This window comes from Nostoc sp. GT001 (assembly GCF_030382115.1).
Classification (GTDB): Bacteria; Cyanobacteriota; Cyanobacteriia; order Cyanobacteriales; family Nostocaceae; genus Nostoc.
In genome coordinates, this window is the sequence record NZ_JAUDRJ010000001.1 from 265,987 (window position 1) to 290,000 (window position 24,014).

Genomic DNA, 24,014 nt, shown 5'->3' on the forward strand with positions numbered 1-24,014 from the left:
GAAGTGTCTCACCCGTCAAAGTTAACTTGACAGACTACTATTTATTCAGTTCTTTAAATAATTCCATTAATTTACGTTTACGTCCATGAGCAGCTTCTAGTTGTGAGCGATAAGCAGACCATTCAGCTTTTTGTCCAAGTTGAAGATAGGCAGCTTTGACTTTTTTTAGCCAATTAACCGCAGCGTCATAACGGTCAGCTTTTCCTTGTTCCATTATTGGTTCTGCTCGTCTGCGAGCGTTATCAATAACCCAATCTGGACGATGGGAAACTGCTGCATCCATAACTCGATGAACCAGTTTGGAATCATAATAAGTATCTCTTTCTACTGTTTTAATTGCATCATCAATTAATCCTTCATGGAGGAGAATATCAACTTGAGCTTCTTTTATTCCCCAATCTGGCTGATCTCGTAGTGTTTGCAGTAAATCTTGTTTGAGCGTCAACCAAGTTTCTCCTGCATAGTCTTGAATTTTATCATAGTCTCGAAACGATGGTCTGATTTTAAAAGCAATGATGCTGGCAGTTAACGCAGTGGCATTATCTTCTAATCCTTGGGCTAAATCACTTGTCCAAGTAGCAAATTCATATAAACAGTTACCTGTTAAATTGATACCAGCTTGGCATATTTCTAAAGCTTCAACCAAATAACCATCTTCTCGCAATATTTTTGCCAGGGCAAAACCCTCTTCTGCTTTTTCCATGAGGATTTTAGCCGCAGACATGGCTTCTTCTACTCTTCCTAAAGCTGCTAATTGCGTTAGGTATTGCAGAGTTATTTCTTCTACTAAAGCTAGATTTAAATACTCTGTATAACGATTTTGACGTTCAAGAATTTGCAAGCGAATCAAGGCTAAATCATCAGCATAGCTTGGTCGTTCATTTTCCCAAAGTTCTGCGGTATCATCTCCTTGCATAATTTGTTGCAGTGGTTCATGATCCCAACCTTGACGCAATGCTTCTAAGCTCATACTAAAGTCTGCACTGATTTCGTCTTGCCATGATTCCAACATCAACTGCAAATCTACTATTTCTCCTGTAGACATTTCTACACACAAAATTGCTTCTGTCCACGCGCTGTCAAGAGGTTCTGCTATAGAATAACTGTCTCCACCGTAATCGAGTAATTCGTCCCATTCTTGGGCATAAGTTTCGGTAATAGTTTCGAGAATTGCGATCGCATTATTGCCATCTCCATTTTCTGCTAACTCCCGCGCTTTCTCAATTACAGCCAGCAAATCATTTGTAAATGGATCTTCTTCTGAACCATACTCTAATTCTTTCAATCCATCCTGCAAAATCCGCAAGACATGAGAGCGGAAAGGTGATGTGTCAATTTTGCTTTGGCGGGTAGAAGGCTGTTTTGTTTTTGGTTTTGGTAAGTCTATCAAACTGACAAACTCATCAATATCATCAATTATTTCTGGTCTATTTTCCACCAGTTCTTGCAGTAATCGCTGAGTTTGAAGAAGATCGAGGCGATTTAATAATTGTTCTAGCGTTGGACGTTCTTCAATCCTATCTGATTGACGCGAACAGCTTAATAAGGTGGCAACAATATGTTTGCACCAACCATCATAATCATAAGGACAGGTACAACTTGCTGAGGTAATTCCACCTGCATCAAAACGAATACTGACTTGATATGGTGTAATTTCGCCGCCTTCTACCTCTGCTTGAATTAGATTACCGCGTTTTTTGAGATCGGCGATTGCACCCCTGCGGTAATATTCTTCACCACGACTGTAGGATGAAGCGTTGGAGTTATGACGTATTATTGCTTCAGAAATTTCTGGAATCGACATAGCACCCAAGTCTTTTATTTTTAGCTTACGCTTAAACTGCCTTTATTTCTCCTTGGGACTGTATCCCACTTCAATCCAATATCCATGAATGAAATTGATTCAAGTCGGAAAACTGGACAAGGGATAAAACTGATGTTAGCTTCTCTGGTGAAGAAAATATTGGGGTTTATCAATCGTCACAGTGGGCAGAACGTGGATTCTGTAAGCAGTGTGGTAGCCATCTATTTTACAAATTGAAACAAAGTAACCAGTATTTCATGCCTGTTGGACTATTCGATAGTTCTGAAGGTCTTGTTTTCGATCATCAGGTATTCATTGATGAAAAGCCCAAATATTACTGTTTCGCCCATGAAGCTAATGACCTAACAGGGGCTGAGGTCTTTGCACAGTTTGCACCTCCTGAATGAGTAGTAACAGTAGAGTTACCTTTTTACCAGTTTGAGTTAGCTTGGGCGAATGAGCGCACTGCTTCATTCACCCTTGAGACAACAACTCACCCCGCAATACCTTTTCCACTCTTGTAGTTCATCGCCCTTGGTTTCCTCTTGCCTATAGGGACTACTTTCGATTGCTTCGGAGGTTGAGGAGGGCGGCATTTCTCGCAATATAGAGGTCTAACTCCAAAGGTTTCTCGTTGTGTGGGTTGTTCACACTGCTTGCATACGAAGTTGAAAACGCGAGTATGAATTTCCCGCTTGTGCGCTCTAACGGTGTACTCTCGGACTTCAATAATTTTGCTGGGCATTGATTACCTATTGTGGTCTTACTTCTAAAATATAGTTTTTCATCTTAGTTCTGCAAGATCCGTGCGTCATCTAACTGAAGTAATTCTACTTAATCGGGGATTTAAAAGTATAAATCAAATAATTCAACAAACTTTTTTATTTTTAACAATGCTGGGCTGCATGAAGTAACCTCTGCTGTAACCGTGTGTAGCGCTGTTGGTCATCTGTAGAGCGCACCGCCAGGGATATCGCTTTTTTTGCTCCAACTACGATTGCTAACTTCTTGGCACGAGTTATACCAGTGTAAAATAGATTCCGAGTCAACATCATATAATGCTGCATATAGATTGGCAGAATCACCACTGGATATTCTGATCCCTGACTTTTATGAATAGTCACGCACCACGCTAGCGCAATTTCATTCAAGTCCGCGTAATCGTAAACTACAGTCCGCTCACCATATTGGACTGTAACTTCTTGCTCGACAATATCAATATTTCGGATAATTCCCAAATCGCCGTTGAAGACTTCGCGGTTGTAGTCGTTGGTCAACTGGATGATGCGATCGCCCTCACGCAATAAATTGCCGCCCCTGTTAATCTCCACCTTGTCGGGACTAGGTGGATTAATTAGCTGCTGCAATACAGTATTTAGGTTACGAGTCCCAACTACACCCCGTGTCATCGGGCAAAGGACTTGGACATCAGTAGCCGGATTAAAACCTAAGCGGGGAATGAAATCAGCGATCAGTTCACAGATTGCTTGTACTCCATGTTCCGGCTGATAACCTCCGCCGTGCCAAATACAGTCAGACACAGGATTGTCAGAAATCGGTTCAATCGTGGGATAAATTCCTCGATTAATCTGATGAGCAGCAGTGATGATTGCACTTGTTTGAGCTTGGCGGAATACCTGAGTTAACCGCACTACTGGCACACGACCAGAATTAATCAAATCAGCGAGTATTTGACCTGGATCCACAGATGGTAACTGGTCAATATCGCCCACCAACAACAATTGAGCGCCTTCTGCTACTGCTTTAACCAAGGAGTACGCCAGAAACAAATCAAGCATCGAAGCTTCGTCAGCGATAATTGCTGTATAGGGCAAAGGGTTTTCACTGTCGCATTTAAATCCCCTTGTCCTGGGGTCAAATTCTAACAATCGATGTATAGTTTTTGCTTCAAGTCCAGCCATCTCACCCAAGCGTTGAGCAGCCCGTCCAGTCGGTGCAGTTAGAGCAATAGATTTCCCCATTGCTTTCCAAAGTGAGACAATGGTGTGGGTGGTGAAAGTTTTTCCAACGCCAGGGCCACCAGTAAGGATCATGATTTTGGAATAGGCTGCTGTTTCTACAGCTTGGTGTTGCTGTTCTGAAAGCTGAATTTTACGGCTAGCGGTGAAGCGGTATATCCAATCACGCACGCGCTCAATGTCAGTACCAACAGGCTTTTCTAAACGTTGGCGGATCAGTTGAGCTAAATTCTGTTCAGTATGAAAGTAAGTCGGCTTGTAGCAAAGTAGGTTTTTCTCTTCATCTCGCTCTCTAATCAGGTCGTCTGCTAGAGCCATGTCTTTGATGATTTGTGCAATCACTTCTTCTGTTGGTTGATGGGATTCAGTAGTCAGCAGTTTGATTACCGATTCAATCAGTTCGCTTTGTGGCAAGTAACAGTGGCCATCTTCAGCAGCTTCACTTAAACAGTGGATAATTCCTGCACGGTAACGAAATTCTGAATCCGGGGCAATTCCTATATTTCTCGCAATCTTGTCAGCAGTCAGAAAGCCAATACCGTAGATGTCGGCTGCCAACTGGTAAGGATTATGGGTTACTGTAGCGATCGCCTCATCCTTATATTGCTTGTAAATCTTCACAGCATAAGTGGTAGAAACGCCATGCCCTTGGAGAAACACCATAACTTCTTTAATAGCTTTTTGGGTTGACCAAGCGTTTTTGATGAGTGTGATCCGTTTTTTGGCAATACCCTGAACTTCAATCAGTCGTTCAATCTGGTTTTCGATGATGTCGAGCGTTTCTAAACCGAAGTGAGCAACGATACGCTTGGCTGTGACTGGTTCCACGCCTTTGATTAAACCACTGCCCAAATATTTCTCAATTCCGGTGAGAGTGGCTGGTTTGGTTTCTCGATAATTAACTACCTGGAACTGGGGGCCAAATTGTGGATGGTCACGCCAAAAACCAGTTAGTTGTAGAGTTTGACCTGGCTGAATATTGGCAAAGCTGCCGACAATTGTTGTCAGTTCGGTGCTACGGGGGCGGGTCAGTCTTGCCACTGTGTAACCCGATTCAGCAGAATAAAAAGTTAAACGTTCTACGACTCCGGTGATTGTTTCGTGTTGAGGAAAGGCACTTACTTGTTGAGGGGAAAGATTAGAAGGAGTGGACATTGCTTATGATTCAGATGCCGCACATCATTATAATACTGGAAATTAGTTAATTGTAGTACATAAATACTAAAGTGATTGAGTTGATATCTTTTAGAAAAATGAACTCTACTGTTAGGTAATATATCTTTTAGCTTTCTTCCGAGATATAACTTGCCTGGTCACTTTTCCTAAAACCTCAACAGTAAGCTGCTTTAATACATGACCCAAAACATTTTGGGTCACTTTTGTTGTAAAAATTCTTCTATTTTAAGTAGTAAACTTTCCGCTTCTTGGAGATGATGTGGATCTTTTTCAATGTTTTTCAGAGATTTTTTAAATTGCTTGTAAGCACTATCAAGTCTAGTTTGGATAGGGTTTTCTGAACTGGGTTTGATGACTTTTACCCGTTTCTTGATTTCAGCAAGTGAAAGATTGTTGGCGATTGCTTCCCATAACAGTTCTTGCCTAATACCAGAGTTGCTAATTTTAGCAATCTCTAGACCTTTGGTATATTCAATTTTTCCTTGGCGAATAGCTTCCAGAATTTCTTGAGGTTTTTTTAACAAGGGAAGTCTAGTTTTGACAAAAGATTCCCATGTAATTCCCCCACAAAATCCAAACACTACTTGAATCGTGTCAAACTTAGGATGCTCTAAAACGTTTTTGAGACCTGAGCGACGTTTGAGATTATCTATTTGGTACAGCAGACTTATAGCTTCTTCAACAGTCCCTTCAATCGCTAAAGAAAGGAGTTTCAAAGTGCCATCTAAATCTTCTAAGGCACTAAAATCTCGGCGATTTTTGTTTTCTGCAAGTGATGCTTTGAAAGCTTCAAGGTTGTTCCAGTTAAAAATTCTGACGGGCAATGGATCGATTTCTGCAAACTCAGAACCATGATAGCGGCGTTTTCCAGCAACAAGTTCATATTCATCAGGCAATTCAAGGCTTAGTGGACGAACCCATAATGGAGAGTGAATCCCATTTGGTTTTAGGTCATTTAGCGCCCAAGCTTTTAGTTCATCTTGGTCATAGTAGTAGCGCACAGGCTGTCCACCTGGCACAAAACTGAAAGTTAGATGAATTTTACTACGGGGTATCCATACTACTCCTGAATCCTTGCTCGATTCATTGGTAATTATCTCGCTCTCGTCCGTATCAGGAGTAAAGCTTAAAATCTGTTTTAGGTTAGCAAGTCTTTGATTGGTTCCAGCTTTGCTAGTTCCTTCCAATCTTCCCATGCTTTTTTCCCTCCTCTTTTAATTTCATAAATTGGCTTCCCCTCGGCAGATGCATGTTCGTAAACTTTCAACCGTTGAATCCCTTGTTCTAACACAGGTAAACCTTGTTCTCTAAGGGTATGAAAAGCGATTTCTCCATCTGGCTCTGACGATGGAGGTACAACAGTTAATAAAACAGAATATTTGGTTTTTGATGGAAAACTTTGAACCATCATGTTCAAAGCACTCATTGAGAGAGCAGAAGGAGTTGTAATAGCTAAAAGTAAATCACATCCGTCAACTAGCTCTTTAATTTCAGCTGAACTTGGTCGCGCAGGGGTGTCAATGACAATAAAATCAAACTTCTCTTTTGCCATTACTCGATTAGCTGTATTTTCTGTAGCCACTTGAAAGGGTAAGTAGCCGCGAGATCCCCAAACGGATGCTGAACGATTAGGATCGTAATCAATGAGCAAAACTTTATATCCTTTCTGTGCGAACAGGCAAGCCAGACACACTGCTGAGGTAGTTTTGCCCACACCCCCTTTAAAAGCAGTCAGTGTTACAAATTTGGTCGCCAAAATTCTGTTTCCGTTACTTGTGAATGAAAAGATTCTACCTTGCTCTAGTGGAGTTGTTTACTTAATTAGAGATTTTATAGATATTTGTGCTGCTGACCCAAAACGTTTTGGGTCAACAGCACAAATACTACACCCAAAATCCAACAACTCAAGCCAAAAGCCTGAACTTGTTGCTTACCGACCAGTAGAGCAACCCTCAGTTACACTTCAGGCAGACCCAACTCCCAGTGATGAGTCGCCATCACTAGAGCAGCAAGCCCAAACGGTGCCTCCTTTCACGTCAAAGAGGAATGTTTCTGAGAAACCGCAACATTTAGAAAAAGGCAAAGCCAAACGTATCTCCCCTGACAAGAAAAAATCTAATTCACTGCAACAGCCCCAATTCACACTTCGAGAAGATGAAAAAGAGTTAGCACCAGAACGCTGTCAATATATCCAATTTATGGACTGCGACAAGCCAGTGGGACGCGTGATATTCGAGTGTTGGCAATGTCAACAGGGAATAATTAACGAGTTTACTGGGGAACTATTAATGGGAGAATATTTTGGCCGTCCTTCACTTATTCAGGTGAAAGTCCAATGCCCCAGCTGTGAGCAAACAGCGATTAGGCTGCAAGCAAGGGAAGTGCTTAAGGGCAACAGCGATACCTTCACCTTGGCAGTGATGATGGCACATAACCTCTTCAAGATTGATTGGTGAAAGATATTTACGATTGATAATGCAAAAGTTGAAAATTTTACCCTCAATAATAACTGCACTAACGGCGCTCACGCTTAATAGTTGTAGCACCGCTAAAACTGAACAGTATGAAGCTACCGCACTCACCAGTTACACCTGGCAAGTCAAGTATGCTAATGATCTAACTAGTCAACCACGACCCCGCATTGAAACCTTTGCTACTACTTCGGTGCTGAATCGAAATGGAGTAAAACCATCGGGAGAAGTAATTGGCCCAGATGACAAAGGGCTATGGTGGCCTACTGTACCGCCACGACCAAGTGTTGATGAAGTTGAACAACGCAAAAAATCTCAATCCGAGGCAGGCAAACCTGAATTGGTGAAGAATGTAAAGTACAAATTGACTTATGGAGTGGGTAATTCTCAGCAGACACTGCCTACTAATTATGATGTTTATCGACAAGTAGTAAAAGCTTACCCCCAAAAAACTCCTTTGGAATTGACTTTGGGTGTGAATGATAATTCAGTTGAGAAAGCTGAACCTGTCAGCAAGTAGTGACCCTAAGTTACGTATTCAGCAAGAAGTTAGAGTGAAAGACTGAATTGCTTTTCAACTGCCAGTGTTGAACTTACAAGTCCTCCCGACAATCTCAAGTCTTACAATCTCTTGAAAAGTGACCAATTTATTGTAAGTAAATTCCAAGTGGATCAGGGTAGAGCTACATCTTGCGGGAAAGTAAATTGGTAATAAAAAGAATAAATCAAAGAGTCAACGANNNTCTAATTTAATTTCTGCTGCNATGATNAAAAAGATTTCAAAAATTCCTATTGGGGGCTATATGGGGGCTATATATACCCCAACAATAGCTTGGGACTTTGGGTACATTTTGACCCCTATATAGGGTATATATAGGTGCTAAGTAGGGTATATTTGACTGATTAGCATTTTGTACCCCATTTAGCCCCCAAGGGGTTATGATAAGCTCTTGAGTTAGGAAAATAAGGATGAAGTTATTTTATTCTTCTTTCTCTTGCTCTTGAAGATCACTGGAACAGATAATTTTCACTTTCTTAAAGTTTATTACTTGGAGCAGATGTCAAACATTCACACCTTGCAAAAAATTTTTCCTGCGGGTTTCGATAACGGTTATGGAAGCCTCAAACTTTTAGTCGAAGGGTTTGAAGTAGTTCGTGTCCCCAGCTATATAACTAATGCCGAGATGGAAGATGTGCCAGGGCGTGTAGTTTTCAACGGTACTGCTTACACAGTTGGAGAGTCAGCTTACCGGACAGGGAATTATTTTGACCGCAACACAGACAATAATGAAAACAAAGTCAACAACGCATTATTAACTTTATTGGGTGCATTGGCACATCTACCACACCGTAAGGCTTGGCACTTAAAATTAGTCGTCAGCTTACATGATGTTGGTCTGGCTGAAGAATTGCAAAAAGTACTAAACGGAGAATATCAGCCAATACTTGCTGGCAAACAATCAGACGTGAAGATCGAAGTGCTGAAAGTTGTACTAGAAGGGATGGGTGCATTGTTTGGGCATCCACTACCGAAAAAATTAACCATTTTAGACTTTGGCAATGGAACAACCCTGTATTCTCGTTACAACCGGGGTCAACGAGAAGTTCACACCGCCTACCCCATCGGTGTGGAAGTTCTCATCGATGATATCTCCCAAAAAATGAAACATCTAAATGGAGGAAAAATTGGGGATGCTTCCAAGATCCGATTTTGTCTGGAAATGGGGCATACCCGATACAGCCGTGATATCGATATCAAAGATATATACAGCGCTTGTTTGAAAGATTGGTATGAAAAATACTTGAAGAAAGCGGTGAATCTCACACTGGATGCCAAGCACCAGGGGGATGAAATCTGGGCGATTGGTGGAGGCTGCCTCTTACCTGGATTTAAGAAGCTGTTGGAGAAAAACGGGTTTAAAATCCTGGACAATCCGGTAGAAGCCAATGTCTCTGGGCTTTTAGAGATGGCAAAAGCCATCAACAGCAAGAATCCTGCAACATCTATTAAGTGAATATAACTATGGCAGATAAAAAAGACTTAGCACCAGAAAAAGTTCGCCTCAAAGATAATTACCGAGAGCGCATATTTGCAGAATCGCAAAAACTAGATAAAAGTTACCTGGACACGCTTTACTTTATAGTTGATTGCTATTTTGTTTTCATCAAGGCTGGATTACCCGCACAACTTTTAGCTTCTACAGCCATTAATATTGAAGATAACCAACTCACCTCTTGGACTCCAACTCCATTTCCAGAGGAGAAAGAAGAAGATTATGGTGGGGAAACATTCAGCCTTGATTTTGATTTGTAACCGTCAAAGGAAGTTGTTAATTACTCCCGGTTCGCCCATTTTTTAATGAGTTAGGAAAAGTAGATAGTCAAAAGTATACCGAAGGACATATTCCCCAAAAGATTAGATTAGGTAAATCTCTCTTATGTTTGAAACAAGCTATTCGTGCCTATAGAGATGAGTATTTAACTGAACGAGGATTTGCTCGACTTAAAGGCTTTCCTTTATCTTTAACTCCAATTTATTTGCAGCGTGAAGATCATATTACAGGATTAATTCGCCTACTTTCAATTGGGTTGCGTGTTTTGACCCTTTTAGAGTTTCAGGTTCGTCGCAATCTGGAGCAAAATAAGGAAAAGCTAACTGGACTTTATATTGGTAATCCTAAACGAGAAACTGCACGTCCTACTGCTGAGATACTTCTTGCTGCATTTAAGGAGATTACCCTCTTCTTAATTGAGGTTAAAAACGAAGTTTATGCTCATTTGACTGCCCTTTCACGCTTACAGCAACGTATTCTTGTTTTACTTGGGTTCCCAACTACTATTTACACTCAACTTGGTGGTCAATCTTTTACTCCTGAGTAGCCTTTCTTCTAACTCCCGAAAAAATGGGCGAACCGGGAGTGAATAAGAAGAATAATTTTTAATTAATTCTGGGTACAAGCCCCCACTGAATTATAGGATGGGCTTGGTACCCTTCTGCTACTGCTTCCGTCGAGAATTTACGGTCATAAACTGATGCCACTGCCCGTCGTCACCCAGCACATAGGATGTCATCACTCGATGATTATCACTCTTGAACTCGATTACATCTCTGTAACTTGCCATCTTCTCGTCGCCCGTCATTGAGGGACCGTCAGAATTAAGCGTTAGCATGTTTTCGGCCGCGTCCAATTCACCGTCGTACAACCATAGATAAGCCATCATTGACCCAACCCAGGTGCCTATATAGCGTTGTTTGTGCGGGTCATATCCCAGTGTTATTATCATTGTTGCTGCACCACCGCAGGGCATTTCGCCCTGTCCTTCACCTACAACCCAGAGTCCACCGATTGATCGCACACTTTCCGTTCCTGTTGCTCTTTCAGGCGGCTGATCTGGACTCATCATTGCCTCTGTTTCATAAGTCCACTCACCGACGAGTTTCTGTAGCCACTGATGTTCTTTTTGTGGCTCAGTATTCATTGTTGGCTCCTGTTGTGTTTTGGCTGTTTCCATTGCTTTAGCTCCTTTTGATGAATCATTGAGGAATGTAATTAGCGCGAAGCCCAACTCTGTAGGCGAAGCTGCCCCAAAGCGCTAGGAACCGCGTGAAGTGATGAAAAATCATGGATTTAGTAGTACATAAATACTATCACGGATCAACTGATTAAGATTTTTAACTGGTAGATTGACGAAAACTTTGGTAATCATGATTTCTCCTTTTGAAGGGCTTTTTCTTCCAGGTAAATTAGCAGCAAATATTTCATGGGGTTGCCTCCTTTATTTCTCGTTGTTGCTTCCTTTTGTTAGTAAGTCGAACGGTGCTGGCTCAAATCGACACCTCGCCAAAAATTTTAATCATTTAGTACGATCAGGGTATACCTCCTTTGTTTCCCTTCTTTGGTAAGTCGAACGGTGCTAACTCAAATCGACACCTTGCCAAAAAATTTTTTGTCCAAGGTGGGTCAAAACAAATAGNGGTGGTTTACCAGCACCCCATTCACCAAAACAAGGAGCCAACACTGCAATTTGTCTGGCTACTGATGCTCCACGCAATATNAAGAAGAAATTTTTGNNNGATCGTAAAGTAATTTCTTTTTAGATGTAAATTGTCGTTATAGTTTTTNNNCTTCAAAAAGCACATCTTCTACGGCTTGAAAAACCCCACCTCCANGAGACGTACNNNATAATGGATTTATTTGATCAGCATCTTGCAAAAATAACTGATGAATCAGCACCTCTGGCGGCTCGGATGCGTCCACGAACACTTGATGAATTTATTGGTCAAGACCATATTATTGGGCAAGGAAGGCTACTGCGGCGTGCTATTAATTTAGATCAACTGTCTTCCTTAATCTTTTCTGAGCCACCAGGGACTGGCAAAACTACTTTAGCCCGTGTTATTGCCAACAGCACCCGCGCTCACTTTATTCCTATCAATGCCGTACTCTCAGGAGTCAAAGAAATTCGAGCGGCAATTGAAATAGCCCAACAACAGCGTAAGTTCCATAATCAACGAACTATTCTTTTTGTCGATGAAGTCCATCGTTTTAACAAGTCTCAGCAAGATGCTCTATTGCCTTGGGTAGAGAATGGTACAATCATTCTCATTGGTGCTACTACCGAAAATCCTTTTTTTGAAGTCAATAAGGCACTTGTCAGCCGTTCGCGGATTTTTCAACTTCAGCAATTAACTGATGAAGATTTATACAAAATTGTTGAGCAAACACTCTTCGATTCGGAACGCGGTTATGGCAACTTAATAGTACAAATTGACACAGATGCCTTAGCTCATCTAGTTAATGTTGCCAATGGTGATGCTCGTTCGTTATTGAATGCTTTGCAACTGGCTGTAGAGACTACACCCCCTGATGCTACAGGTGTTATTCATATTCCCCTAGCAGTAGCGGAAGAATCAATTCAACAACGTGCTGTTTTATACGATAAAGAAGGGGATGTCCATTTTGATACCATCAGTGCTTTTATTAAGAGCTTACGAGGTTCTGACCCAGATGCAGCACTCTATTGGCTGGCCAAAATGGTTTATGCTAGTGAAGACCCGCGCTTCATCTTCCGTCGGATGTTAATTCTTGCCAGTGAAGATGTCGGATTGGCTGATCCACAAGCAATTGTCGTTACAAATGCCTGTGCCGAAGCTTTTGACCGCGTGGGAATGCCAGAAGGACGTTATCATTTAGCACAGGCAGTACTTTATTTAGCGACTGCACCAAAATCCAATAGCATTATGGGCTTTTTTGATGCTTTCGCCGCAGTAGAAAATGAAAATGTTGCAGAAGTCCCTACTCACCTTAAAGATGCCAATCGGGATAAAAAAGGTTTTGGGCATGGGGCTGGTTATCTCTATCCTCACGCTTACCGAGATCATTGGGTAGAACAGCAATATTTACCCAAGAGCTTGCAAGGTCAATTGTTTTATCAACCATCAACCCAAGGTTATGAACATCAAATCGCAACACAAGTGGCACGTCGTCGAGAAGCTCAACTTGCCGCAATAGTCGAAGGTATTGGTGTTGCACCAATGGAAGTCATGACTTATGGAACTGTTGACCGAGCAGATGAGCGCTGGTTGCAACGTACACTTTCTCAAGTCAGTACACAATTAGCATCTGTGCGCGATCGCATTTTCACTTTCGCCCAATTACAACGTTATCACTTAGTATTGGATCTAAATGCCGCCACTGGTTTACTTACTTGGGAAGCAATCCGGCAAGTTCCTGAAGGCGGGGTTTATGCCTGTGTTCGCAATAGCTCTGATGCCAATGCTTTAATAGAACTTGCTGCGGCACTTCCTGAAACAATGCGACCAATAGTTTTTACTGCATCTGTTGCACAGATACCTGCGATGCTGGCATCTCTTGCACCAAATGTACAGTTTGACTCTATTATCGGGCGCAATGTACTAGCCTCAGAATCGGATAAGGGACTTGCTGCTCAAATTTTAACTCAATTGCTCCCGCACTCAGTCAAGCTTATTTTAGCTGAGACAGTACCTCGTCATACCCAAAGGTTTTACCGCTTACTGCCCAGCCAAAATTTAGATGCCCAATTGTATAAGCGATTAGTTTTAGCAGAAGAAGCTATTTATACAGATGTCTCTGACCCCATGCTTAACTGGGACGCTGATGATTTGCGTCACGCTTTTGCCTCAAATGGGCACTGCGTACAAGTAGGTCTTGAGCAGTATTTGACACCTATGCACATCTCTGATAATTTTATCAAGCGTTTATTTACTGCTAATCCTAATCGACCAAGTTATGCAGATCGTCTAGCTGCAAATTTGACAAGTGAGGAAATAAATATTATTAAAAATTTATTTTTTCGTTACTTACTCAACCAATCCGTTAATTGGTCAAGCACTGTGGCATTTTTAAATATTAGCGGATGAACATAATAGGCTATCAAATCACAGTCATTTATAATTATGAGTTTAAGGATGCAATTACTCGGAAGTACGTCTTGATAAAAACGGATCACTGAAGCTAAGGTAACATTTTTCCTTGACTTCGCTTTATTTGTAGATGAGTATGAACTGTTCAAAAGGATTTTACAGAACTATGCCAATTAAAAAACACATTAATCTGAATGTTGGAAGTTTCCTTAATCCCACAGATAAAAAGATAGTTGTCAATTTAGCTAGTGAAGATATTTTAATTTTAATCACCCAAGAGTTAAAAACCCGTTACTCGCCAGAAACTCAAAAACAAGCCCTTGAGGGAAGTTCTGAGCTATTACCTGATTTCGTATTACAAGAATTATTAAAACGCCAAGAGCAGGTAATAAACGTTAACCCAGATACCTTAGTACTCGTTAACTGCAACATTACAGAAACAGAGGTCGATGATTTGGAATTTAATTTGACTGTCGAAGCATATTTTGTAATTGGGGATGCAAATGGTCAAAATCATTTTCGGGCTAATAGGATCGGACTTTGGTCAAATATATGGGGTGATGAAGAAAAACTTTTTGATTTAGAAGATGAACTTGGCGAGCAATTCTGGACTAATTATCAAATCCAGTTGCTCTTTGATGAAAAAAATCAGCAAACAATTGAATTAAAAGTATCACAAACAGATGACTATGAAGCAAGATTACAATTTTACCCATCTTTTCAAAAGTTTTTACCATCCATAGTTCCCTTTACGGATAATGACTTTTAAAATCCGCGATTAAACCAGAATACGCCTAGCAATTATAGCAGTCCAAGATGTGTCTTTTTTCGCATTCCCTAAGTAATGCGACAGTTCTATTTTAAATTTTAAACTTACATACGTGTTTCATGCCTCGAAAAACTACAGTTCCATCGCAATCAATTCAAGTAACTCCGCTAGCTCTGTCTCAATTACATATCCGCTTAGAGTTTCTAGAAAAACAACATCAATCACTACTCAAACAGATTAAGAAAAAGCGCACAGAACTGAAGAACTTTGTCGAACAGATGCGTTCTTTTGGTGCGGAATTTCTTACTAAAGCTACTCCACTATTCCAAAGAATGGCTGAGTTAGATCGGGAAATCCATACTCTGTTTGATGAAATTTTTACTACTAGAAAGCTTGGTAAACAAACCCTCAAAAAGATAGAAGCAGTTTACTGGAATCTACAGGTGGCAGGAGTCATCAGTGTAAACCCCAATAGTAAACATTTAGATACAGAGTTAGACAACCCGTTTGATAATGAAGATGAAAATGCAACTAGAGATTTTTCAGAGGAAACTACTTCAAAACACTACCAAAATTGGCAATCACAACAGCTTATAGAATCTCCCTCCGTAGCTAGAACAGATGAGCAAAGAAAAATTCGTCAAACATTTCTGAAGTTGGCTGAAATCTTTCACCCTGACAAAGCTAGAGACAGCGAAACACAGAAATATCATACAGAAATCATGAAAGAAATCAATAAAGCTTACCAAGATGGGGATTTAGCAAGACTTCTTGAAATTGAGCGAAGTCAACAAGCGGGAGAAATTATTGATCGCAATAGCGAAGATGATTTAACTCGACGATGCCGAACTCTAGAACAACAAAATCAAATTCTCCTCGCTCAATACGAAAAGTTAAAGCAGGAACTGCGTTTGACAAAAAATACTCCCGAAGGAACGATGGTTGCTGATTCTCGAAAAGCTACTAAAAAAGGCATTGACCCTATGACTGATATGGTAGAAACAATTGACAGTCAAATTAGCGTTATTTCTGATATTCGAGATTTTGTTCAAGGCTTTAAAGAAAAGAAAATCACTATTCAAGATTTTCTTGATGGCCCAGTTTCTTTGCGCTCCACAGACGAGTCAATTATGGAAGATATTCTTGAGCAAATGTTGTCAGAGTTAATGAAATAGTAAATTAATTATTATTGAATAATATTTGAAAATCCTAACGTAACAGGATTATTCAAAAACTCCTGCTCTTTCAATAATAAACCATTCATGATATAAAACTGCTAAAAAAATNTCCTCTACCTTCAAGCGATCGCATACCGCCATAAATCCAGAGAAAAAAGGATCATCTTCATAGGTAGTATCAGACAGAAAAACAGTTACAGAGTTGTTATCTATACTCCAGATACACCGAATTATGGTGATATTAGGATGATGTGATTTATCTACAGGTAATAATATCGGGCATCCTTGAACTGACAAAAATTCTGGCTGTTCATCAGATTCCTCGCCCCGTGGAAACCCCTTTCTTTAGATATGGGGGTAGGGGGCAGGCGATTTTAATCGCCGTGTAACTTAACTTATTTCAAAACGCATAACTATACCCGTCCTTTTTGTGAATGGCTAAACAATATTTATGGCTAATGCCTTGAATTAACCCGTTCTTGGTAGAAATATTAAAACTGCCAGTACTTCTAACTGCTACTCTCCCAATATATTCACCAACTTTTTTTCCCGTGGTGACAATAGCTTTGATAATGTCTCCAGTTTGGAAACCTTTGACAAACTTAAATCTAGGTACATAACGAGACGGAAAGCCGTATTTATCAGTACGGCACGATTGTCTAGAACCATGCCCATTAGATGTAATGAATAGTGGCTTAACTCCTTTTATATTTAAAATTGGAGTTGAAACACCCACTGCTGCCGCATCAATCCAGTGTGATTTCTCTAAATTTTGTTGGCTACGATTAAATTTAGTTAAACCTCCTGAGCCTGTTTCTACTGATAAGCCTGTTCCTTTTAAAACCTCCAGTAATGCAAATCTAGTCGTATTAACTGCTGCTGCATCTGCTAATGGTCTTTTAGCTTGTTTCAAGATTTTCTCTAACCTAGCGGGATCTTTCTTGAGGAAGTCTTTAATGTCTTTTGCTAACGTGGCAAAACTAACTAGAGCAAAAACTTAAACGTAGTAAATTCATTATTATTGAAAAGTTTGGTTTACCTATTTACGCGTATTTCAATCATGAAAAATCTACTCTAGCAAGTTTTACCAATCTAGGTTTAATTTTATAGATAAATCACAGATTTATAATCAAAAGCCAAATATTATACATTACTGTATTGCCACAATAATTAAACGCTTCAAAAGGCTATTTTAGGATAAATCTATCTTTGTATGTCTATTTGTTGTGTTTGAGATTTAGCTAGTATTTTATCAATTTGACTATTCGCATCCTCAAAAGTTTGCAATATCTGTGGAGTTACTTTATTAGTCTGCACCTTGCCAGATTGTAAGTTTAAAATTATCTCCCCATTTTTCTGCGAAATAGTTAAATCCCTCTGCTGGGTATTGAAAGCCAAGTCATAAATCTTTCCCAAAACTTGAGTACCATTTTCATTAGACTTACCCCAGACCATGCCAATCCTTTGAGCAATTTGAGTCAGCCGACTGATTCTTTCAAGCTCAAATGTATCTTGATTCATTACTGTCAACGCTTCGGCTGATAATTGCTCACCAGCTTTAAACCCATTAGCCACTTCCACAATGCGTTTTTTGTAATTTTCCGACTTCCCTAACTTATCTGCGGCATTATACCAATTTCTCAAGTTATCAATAGTAACTGATTGAGGTTGGACTTCTTGGTTGGGTATGGCTTTGTTTTGTGGTTGAGGAAACGGGATTATAAAACCCTCCACATAATCCCCCAAGGGTTCAAGATGTAGTCCCCAGACTTGCCCTTTGCTGGTGAATAATTCTGGTAATGCTTTGGGTGAGTGCTTTTCCATGTCAGCCCATTGCTGTTGATAAACAGGGTCAGCAATCATATCAGGTGTGATTTGATACTGCTTACCGACTCGAAAGGCGACTTGTTTATCAATGCCTGTCGCCAGAGCAATATCGCCTTCCTTAAACCCATACTGTTTGTAAGGTTGATAAGCTCTAGTGGTGTGAGTTCGACCATATCCTCTCATCGCATCAATGCAAGTATCCACGGGTAAAAGATTGGTGTCACCATGCATCATTAAAGGGTAGTTCATCGGAATCGGTTTGCCTTTGATGACAGGAGAGGCGACGGCGAGATTTTGAACCTCTTGGTTGGGGTGGAATTGAGCGCTTTGTTGAGGCGGGGACAATGCTGATTGAGATGGAGGTTTCAAAAACTGTGGTCGTGTGGCGAGGGAATTAACTCTTTGTTGATAGTCACTATCCGATTCAATAATTGACCCAAATTTCTTGGTCATGTTCTCCAAAGTTTTGGAGGGAATTGAACTGCTGACTAAGTGAAATACTGCTAGACCTTTTTTAGTTTCCCTGATAACATCTTCTGTTGGTACTTGCTGCCATTCAACTTTTTGAGCAGTTAACCATTTAGTCACAGTATCAGCTTTCTGGTTGTCAACAGCCAAGCCCATGACTCCAAGTTTTTTGTTTGATTCTGTCGAAAATAAAAAAGTAGGACGCTCTTTAATATGATGTAGATTTTTCGCACTACTCTCAATCATCTCTTGTTGTTCAGAATTAACTGATTGAGTCCCAAAAGCCTGAAATTCCTTCGTCCATTTCTGGGGATATTCAACGGTATTACGGTCAATTTGAGCGCAAATAACAGAGAAATTACTTTGAATAATAGCGGGCGCAGGTGTAAGTTGTCCAGTTTTGAGTAGTCCAAGCTGTCTGAGCGCGTCTTTGTCTTTTTTGAAGTGCAATACTCCCAGTGGTTCAGCATTCAAAAATATGGCATCTCTAGTTTTAGAAGCTGAGGTTTCGATAGTCAGTTTTCGGTAATCTTGATCATTGAATGTCTGACCAAAAAAATCATAAAAGTTAATTTTATTAATTTTCAGGAGATTCCCATTAGGAGACTCACCTAGCACAAAAGCTTGATCTCCAGTTTCGGAGATAGAAGTAAGTTTTAACTTTAGAGGATTACCATTTTTAAGATAATTAACTTCTTTCAACTGTTGGACAGAATCGCTGTCTAACTCACCCAAAGTTTTGCCATCAAGTTTGATTTTTACTGTTTTGTCAGCCATCGGCACAGTGCCAAATTCTAAGTTGACCGATTCGGCATTAAAAACAAGTCCTGCATAAGAGAAGTTCTTGAGTTCACGAATAGTAATTTCAATCGGCTCGTTTCCTGGCAGTCCAATAGTTGCTTTGGCAGTAGCAGGTTCTACCCCAACCATACAAGAGAGCGCTTTCGTTCCAATGGGAAGCTGTGCAGTTCTGGTTTCGAGCATGGCGAATTCCTTATATTCGCCGTCACTATCCTGGACAAACATTAGCCTGGAAACGTGGCGTTCATGCCCCGGTGGGTGGTGACTAGCTCTAATTTCTATCGGGTGTTTTTCGGTAGGATTCCAGTCTCGACCCAAAAATTGATTTGCTTCATTATTCAGTGTGACTAACTTCGGTTCGGTAAATTGCAATTTATCTAAGCGAGAGATAATCTCATTGGGGAAAGCAGCGAAAGCAAAATTGGAGACTTTTTTAGCGTAAGCCTGGGGGTTTGCGTTTTCTTTTCTTGCAACTTCGAGTTCATCCTGGCGGGATGCACAGATGTTCCAAGCGGCGGCAGCAGATGCAAATTTTTCTGACTCTGGGATAGAAGCGTAAAATGCGAGAGCCGCCTCCTGTGCCTTGTCGAAAAGTAATTTAGTTTGGCTTCTAGTAAGTTCTGGTTTTAGTTCTAGGAGTTTAGCTCCCTGCATGGCCATCCCCACCTTGAGGTTGTGGTCAGTCACAGATTGTTGGCTAACTGTCCCCAGGTTGCGGTAAGCGGGTTTTCCATCTTTCCCAACCTCGCCATCTATCTGTGCAACTGCTAGTAATTTGTGGGGGCGTTCTTTAGTTCGCCATTTCTCTGGTATTTCGTCTAGGCGAATGTTCAACGTTTGGGCTTTCCAAATCAGAGGATGTTCGTAATGGGTGAGATTGGTAATTTCGAGTTTCACCCCCTGTGGAGTTTGGATGATTGCTGATGGCCCTTTCTCGGTTTCCCGCCGTCGCTCCATACGTACCGCAGCGTTGAATTTCTGATCAAACTCGTATTTGGCGGCGATCGCTGCAAATTTTTGCTGTGGTGTAAATTCTACTCCTTTGAACAAGTCTTTAAACTGAACGATGGGGCGCGATTCTAACTGTGATTCTTGGAAATATTTATTGGTTTGGCTAATCAATAATTCTACTGGTGAGTAGCCCTTTGGTGTTATCCCCGTGTTTAAATAAACTGAACGCGACTTTTTATCTTTAATATAATTAACATCACGATACAAGTAGCGACTATTTTCCCTGATTTTATCCATCTCAGGTTTTTTAGCACTTTTGAATAAATCAACCGCTATTTGGTTTTGATAACATCCTTCTTCAATCATGCTCCGGTACATTTGACGGTTAATGTCCATTGCTTTCTGGATCATTTCGGGAGTTCTTTGAGAATGAGCAATTTCAACAACCCCTTGCATATAAGGCTTGTATTCTTCTCGAATTAACTTTGGATCTTTCTGGCGTTCTTGCTCAAACAGGGTTTCGTAATGGTTAGAAACTTGGTCTAGATAATTTGATTTCTGCTCAAAAGTACCGTAAGTCTTTAGTACCTCAATTTCTGATTCTAATGCCTCCAGTGCTGTCACTTGATTGTTGATTATGCCCACGCTGATGCTATCGCTCATGTGGATAGCGATTTTTTCAAAAGGGGGCTGGGTTCCATCTTCCAAATAAAATGATTGTTTTTTGAGCTTAACGGTGGGGGAATAGGCGTTTTGGGGAAGATTTCTTCGCTCTGCCTCTGCTGTCAGATTAGGATATAAGCTGGCTCTTGCTACACCAATGCAGTCACCATCGTAGTCTCGTGCTTGGCGTTCTGATTCGGTTTCTGCTGGGTCGATAAAATCAACATCAATCCCTTGCGCTTCTAACTCTGTAATTCTGGCTTGTATGCGCTTGTGGTCTTCGTCATTAACTACAATTATGCCTTCTAAGGGTTCACCATCTGGCCCTAACTGATCCTTAACATATTTATTATTAGAAACACACAAACCATTAGAGTTGAGAAAAGGAGAACGGAAGTTAAGAAATTTTTCTTGCTCATCAAGCCAAGAGACACAAATTTCACCATTTTTGAGTTCCTTGGAAGGAATAATCATCCCTCGGTCAAAAGTAAGCGTTTTCCCAACAGCAATATCTCGCCACTCACTTTGTACAAACCGACTTAATTCCTGTTTGACCTTCTCAGTCTCTAATAACTGCTGATGCCCTAGTAAATCGGCTTTAATGAGTTTGTACATGAACAAGTCATCTTTAGCACTCTCATCACCCAACTCCTGATCTACATCTAAGTCATCATTTGTTCCTAAGTTTTTAATATCTGTTTCTTGATTGATAATGTCTGATGTTTTTAATTTATTTTGGTTCAATGATTCTTTACGTTTTTCATATCTTTCACAATAGTAAGCAGCAACAATTCTTGGGTCATCTTCAATAGAGGCTAATCTTTGAGCTTGTACCTCTAGTTCTTCGGCAAAATCTTTAATTCCTTGGGGGAAAGATGCCAGCAGTTGGGAGATAGACATCTGACCTTGTTGAGATTGTGCTTTTTCGGCTAACCAAATATTTTGCTGATATAATCCTGGTTGAATTTGAGGTTTAGTGGGGCCTTCTGGTCTATCCTTATCTGTTCCCTTAAAACTACTTACGGGGAGAATTATATCGATTTTTGGTTCATTGTTCGGGTCTGTATACTTTATATCATCTAGTTTGTATGGTCGGAGTGTTCCTTTGCCAAAACGATATTTAGTAGTATCCTCTCCAACTCCATCCACCCAACCAAATCGATGCTGAATTACACGATAGCTTTTATCTGTTTGGGATTCCCTTAAGGTTAACTTGTCAAAAAGTTGTGTTGAAATCTGCCCATAACAATCGCCAACTAATTTATATGCCAAATCATTCGATAATATCCCTCCATTTTCACCCATGTTATCAGTAGAATCATCTACTACCAAAATATTTAGCTTTTCGTAAATCGCATTTTTACAAGCCCCAAGAAAGATAGAACCATAAGCACCCCGGTCTTTACTATCTGGACAAATTTTTTGAATTGTTTCTAAGCATTCTTTATCTCCATAAAGTAAACGAGTTTTTGAAGACAGTAATAAAATTTGTCCATCTGGATGATTTTTTAATTCTTCGGCAGTGCTGTATTCATCTGAGTGTCCAAATGAAAATTTTTTATCAGGAAAGTAAAATTCTATTAAAGTATTACTGAGCTTTTCAGTTAAAATAGTTTTACGCTCATCTGTATAAATCCATTGATTGAGCCTGGGATCAAAATGTTTAATTTCCAGAGTCATGATTTTAAGAAGTTAGTGAAACTTGGTTAATATCTTGAGAGGTTTGTATGTCAAGAATTAAACGTTGGATAAATATGCATAAGGAAGAATTCAATGCAGATGGAAGTTTAAAAGATGAAGCTCGACAAGAAATGTTATCTCTTGGCGAACATCCAGGAGCAATTGATAGTTATGCTCGTAGGTTAAAAGCAACATACGATGAGTGGAAGCACCTGGATGAGACTGATCCAGAGCCGTGGCCAATCTACACAGCCTACGATTTCTTCACTGAACAAGAAAAAAAAGAATTTAACCCAGATGGTTCTCTCAGACCTGAATATGTAGAATATGCTCGTCAAATTGGCATCAGTGAAAGTGCCCTGGAACAGCTTGAGTGGCGCAAGAAAATCGAGGTTGATGATTACAACAAAGTGTCTGCTAAATACGCAGAAAAGGGTATTAATTTTGGTGCATGGCAGATGAGAGGGAGGATTGAAGATAGCAGAACATACGTCCAACGTCGTCAGCAGATGGAACAAGACCTGCGTAACTTTGAGGATGTTGACAGTTTGCCTTTTGACAAGGACACAGCATATTAAGCGGGAGCTATGCAGAGCGAGTGATAATATAAGCTGAAAGCATTATCAAACAACGCTCTCAGCTTTTTAACGGCATCCTTTTACATCTGCAACTGCTCCCCTTGTACTGAGCGTAGCCTCTCCAAGAGTTGTATTACGACTGGGTGAAAAAGCGGATTGTTTGGTTAATTAGCTTGCCGTTCTATAGCTGGAGGGATTACCCCACGCGATCGCACAACTGATTTGTTGGAAGCGGCGGCAAGGAACGCAAACATTCCTAAAATAGCAAAGGACGTAATAATCACTTGCTGTACGGATGCAAAGACCGACTTTTCTTTCTCTTTTTGGACAGTAATGCGATTGAGATTCTGTTGAAATGACGAGAAATACAAATAATTCAACACTTTCTCACACAAGGCAGGGTCTTCACCTATTTGTACTTTCTGGCACAGGAGAATTTCTAGATGCTCTTGGCGGCGATCGCTTGTAGATAAATCGCGCTCGTCCCACAGTTTTACTTGGGTTGTATCTAAAGGTCTATCAATACCTAATAGAGTCATAAATATGGCCTCATTTAATTGTTGAGTTAGTTGAGGGAACAGGTGTAATTGATAGGTCAATTACACCCTACTGTGTTTTTTGAAAAATGGAACTTATATCTAACTTAAGAAGTTTAAATATGCTTTTTAAAAAGAACTAGCAACTTGAGTACTGAAAAATTCAGAACTCAGGTTGCTAGTAAAGTTTGAGAATGTATGCTATATTTCCCAGTCCAAATCTTCTGTTGGAGATGGAGATAAAACCTGTGCCTTGGGTGATGGTTGGGGTGTATCCGGCTCTAGTGGGTTCGTCCCATCCTGAAATATTTCCTCAGCCAAAGTCCGTCCATCACCATCAATGTCGCTTGTGAGAAAATACTCTAAAACTTGCGGTGTAGCACCATCAATTGCTGCTTGTGCTAGTAGGGATTTAATGAATTGGGGAGATGCTTCACTATCAGCTAGTACCTTCAAAGTTTGCTCGGCATCTTGGATGGTCATTTTGGAGATATCTCTAACTCCAACTTCGTCCCAGACATCCCCGAAATACTGTCTATATTGCTGATTGAAGTCTTGCTCTTGGGCAAATCGTGATAATTCTTGTACTTGCAAATGTGTCGTTTCAGCCATATCAATTTGCTAATGTTAATTGTTCGCGTTTATTGTTTAAGCCAACCATCTTGAGCAATTGTTGATTAAGCAAAGGGAAACACCATTCAAAGCCAAACCCTTGCATTTGTTAGCT

Annotated in this window: 17 protein-coding genes and 4 pseudogenes; 10 read left to right on the top strand and 11 right to left on the bottom strand. The window is 40.4% G+C overall.

Translation table 11 applies throughout. The annotated features are described in order from the left end of the window. Window positions 1-37 precede the first annotated feature (37 nt). The gene (locus QUD05_RS01240) at window positions 38-1,804 is read right to left on the bottom strand and encodes an SWIM zinc finger family protein (protein ID WP_289794327.1); all 1,767 of its coding nucleotides are present in this window, start codon (window positions 1,802-1,804) and stop codon (window positions 38-40) included. A gap of 128 nt (window positions 1,805-1,932) precedes the next feature. Between QUD05_RS01240 and QUD05_RS01245 the strand changes: the two are divergent. Further along, a pseudogene (locus QUD05_RS01245) lies at window positions 1,933-2,211 on the top strand (GFA family protein); the annotation flags it as partial. Window positions 2,212-2,297: 86 nt separating this feature from the next. On the opposite strand, the gene QUD05_RS01250 reads toward QUD05_RS01245, so the two are convergent. The 4 genes from QUD05_RS01250 to QUD05_RS01265 form a co-directional block, all read right to left on the bottom strand. Beyond that, entirely contained in the window at window positions 2,298-2,549 is a 252-nt protein-coding gene (locus QUD05_RS01250) for a hypothetical protein (RefSeq protein WP_289794328.1), read from the bottom strand. Window positions 2,550-2,691: 142 nt separating this feature from the next. Then, window positions 2,692-4,938 carry an SF1B family DNA helicase RecD2 gene (gene recD2, locus QUD05_RS01255; protein WP_289794329.1) on the bottom strand — a complete coding sequence of 749 codons (2,247 nt, stop codon included), beginning with the start codon at window positions 4,936-4,938 and terminating at the stop codon, window positions 2,692-2,694. A 218-nt stretch (window positions 4,939-5,156) separates the two neighbouring features. After that, entirely contained in the window at window positions 5,157-6,155 is a 999-nt protein-coding gene (locus QUD05_RS01260) for a ParB/RepB/Spo0J family partition protein (protein WP_289794330.1), read from the bottom strand. Next, window positions 6,098-6,673 carry a ParA family protein gene (locus QUD05_RS01265; protein WP_354666107.1) on the bottom strand — a complete coding sequence of 192 codons (576 nt, stop codon included), beginning with the start codon at window positions 6,671-6,673 and terminating at the stop codon, window positions 6,098-6,100. Before QUD05_RS01265 ends, QUD05_RS01260 begins: the two co-directional genes overlap by 58 nt. On the opposite strand from QUD05_RS01265, the gene QUD05_RS01270 reads away from it, so the two are divergent. The 5 genes and pseudogenes from QUD05_RS01270 to QUD05_RS01290 all read left to right on the top strand — a co-directional run. Then, complete coding sequence (locus tag QUD05_RS01270) at window positions 6,603-7,415, top strand: hypothetical protein (protein WP_289794564.1); 813 nt, start codon at window positions 6,603-6,605, stop codon at window positions 7,413-7,415. The genes QUD05_RS01265 and QUD05_RS01270 overlap by 71 nt on opposite strands. A 19-nt stretch (window positions 7,416-7,434) precedes the next feature. Further along, entirely contained in the window at window positions 7,435-7,950 is a 516-nt protein-coding gene (locus QUD05_RS01275) for a hypothetical protein (protein WP_289794331.1), read from the top strand. Window positions 7,951-8,488: 538 nt separating this feature from the next. Beyond that, on the top strand, window positions 8,489-9,445 hold the full coding sequence (locus QUD05_RS01280) for a ParM/StbA family protein (protein ID WP_289794332.1): 957 nt from the start codon (window positions 8,489-8,491) through the stop codon (window positions 9,443-9,445). An 8-nt stretch (window positions 9,446-9,453) separates the two neighbouring features. Next, window positions 9,454-9,744 (top strand): hypothetical protein, encoded by a 291-nt coding sequence (locus tag QUD05_RS01285; RefSeq protein WP_289794333.1) that lies wholly within the window; start codon window positions 9,454-9,456, stop codon window positions 9,742-9,744. Between the two features lie 122 nt (window positions 9,745-9,866). After that, a pseudogene (locus QUD05_RS01290) lies at window positions 9,867-10,310 on the top strand (IS1634 family transposase); the annotation flags it as partial. Between the two features lie 117 nt (window positions 10,311-10,427). Here QUD05_RS01290 and QUD05_RS01295 read toward each other — a convergent pair. Beyond that, window positions 10,428-10,943, bottom strand: coding sequence for a DUF1579 domain-containing protein (locus QUD05_RS01295; protein WP_289794335.1), 516 nt, complete (start codon window positions 10,941-10,943; stop codon window positions 10,428-10,430). A gap of 673 nt (window positions 10,944-11,616) precedes the next feature. On the opposite strand from QUD05_RS01295, the gene QUD05_RS01300 reads away from it, so the two are divergent. The 3 genes from QUD05_RS01300 to QUD05_RS01310 all read left to right on the top strand — a co-directional run bounded on the left by QUD05_RS01300 (window position 11,617) and on the right by QUD05_RS01310 (window position 15,780). Then, window positions 11,617-13,833, top strand: a complete 2,217-nt coding sequence (locus QUD05_RS01300) for an AAA family ATPase (protein ID WP_289794336.1) — start codon at window positions 11,617-11,619, stop codon at window positions 13,831-13,833. Between the two features lie 169 nt (window positions 13,834-14,002). After that, the gene (locus QUD05_RS01305) at window positions 14,003-14,605 is read left to right on the top strand and encodes a hypothetical protein (protein WP_289794337.1); all 603 of its coding nucleotides are present in this window, start codon (window positions 14,003-14,005) and stop codon (window positions 14,603-14,605) included. Window positions 14,606-14,724: 119 nt separating this feature from the next. Then, a complete protein-coding gene (locus tag QUD05_RS01310) occupies window positions 14,725-15,780 on the top strand; it encodes a J domain-containing protein (RefSeq protein ID WP_289794338.1) in 1,056 nt (351 codons plus the stop codon). A 48-nt stretch (window positions 15,781-15,828) separates the two neighbouring features. Here QUD05_RS01310 and QUD05_RS01315 read toward each other — a convergent pair. The 3 genes and pseudogenes from QUD05_RS01315 to QUD05_RS01325 all read right to left on the bottom strand — a co-directional run. Further along, window positions 15,829-16,092, bottom strand: a pseudogene (locus QUD05_RS01315) (hypothetical protein); the annotation flags it as partial. Window positions 16,093-16,183: 91 nt separating this feature from the next. Then, window positions 16,184-16,747 (bottom strand): annotated as a pseudogene (locus tag QUD05_RS01320) (RNA-guided endonuclease IscB); the annotation flags it as partial. A 239-nt stretch (window positions 16,748-16,986) separates the two neighbouring features. Further along, on the bottom strand, window positions 16,987-22,173 hold the full coding sequence (locus tag QUD05_RS01325; RefSeq protein ID WP_289794339.1) for a hypothetical protein: 5,187 nt from the start codon (window positions 22,171-22,173) through the stop codon (window positions 16,987-16,989). Between the two features lie 47 nt (window positions 22,174-22,220). Here QUD05_RS01325 and QUD05_RS01330 point away from each other — a divergent pair, with 47 nt between their 5' ends. Next, window positions 22,221-22,751, top strand: a complete 531-nt coding sequence (locus QUD05_RS01330; RefSeq protein WP_289794340.1) for a hypothetical protein — start codon at window positions 22,221-22,223, stop codon at window positions 22,749-22,751. A 164-nt stretch (window positions 22,752-22,915) separates the two neighbouring features. Here the strand turns inward: QUD05_RS01330 and QUD05_RS01335 are convergent, their stop codons facing one another. Together QUD05_RS01335 and QUD05_RS01340 are read right to left on the bottom strand one after the other, a co-directional pair. Then, a complete protein-coding gene (locus tag QUD05_RS01335; protein WP_289794341.1) occupies window positions 22,916-23,290 on the bottom strand; it encodes a hypothetical protein in 375 nt (124 codons plus the stop codon). Between the two features lie 198 nt (window positions 23,291-23,488). Beyond that, window positions 23,489-23,899 carry a hypothetical protein gene (locus QUD05_RS01340; RefSeq protein ID WP_289794342.1) on the bottom strand — a complete coding sequence of 137 codons (411 nt, stop codon included), beginning with the start codon at window positions 23,897-23,899 and terminating at the stop codon, window positions 23,489-23,491. Between the last annotated feature and the right edge of the window lie 115 nt (window positions 23,900-24,014).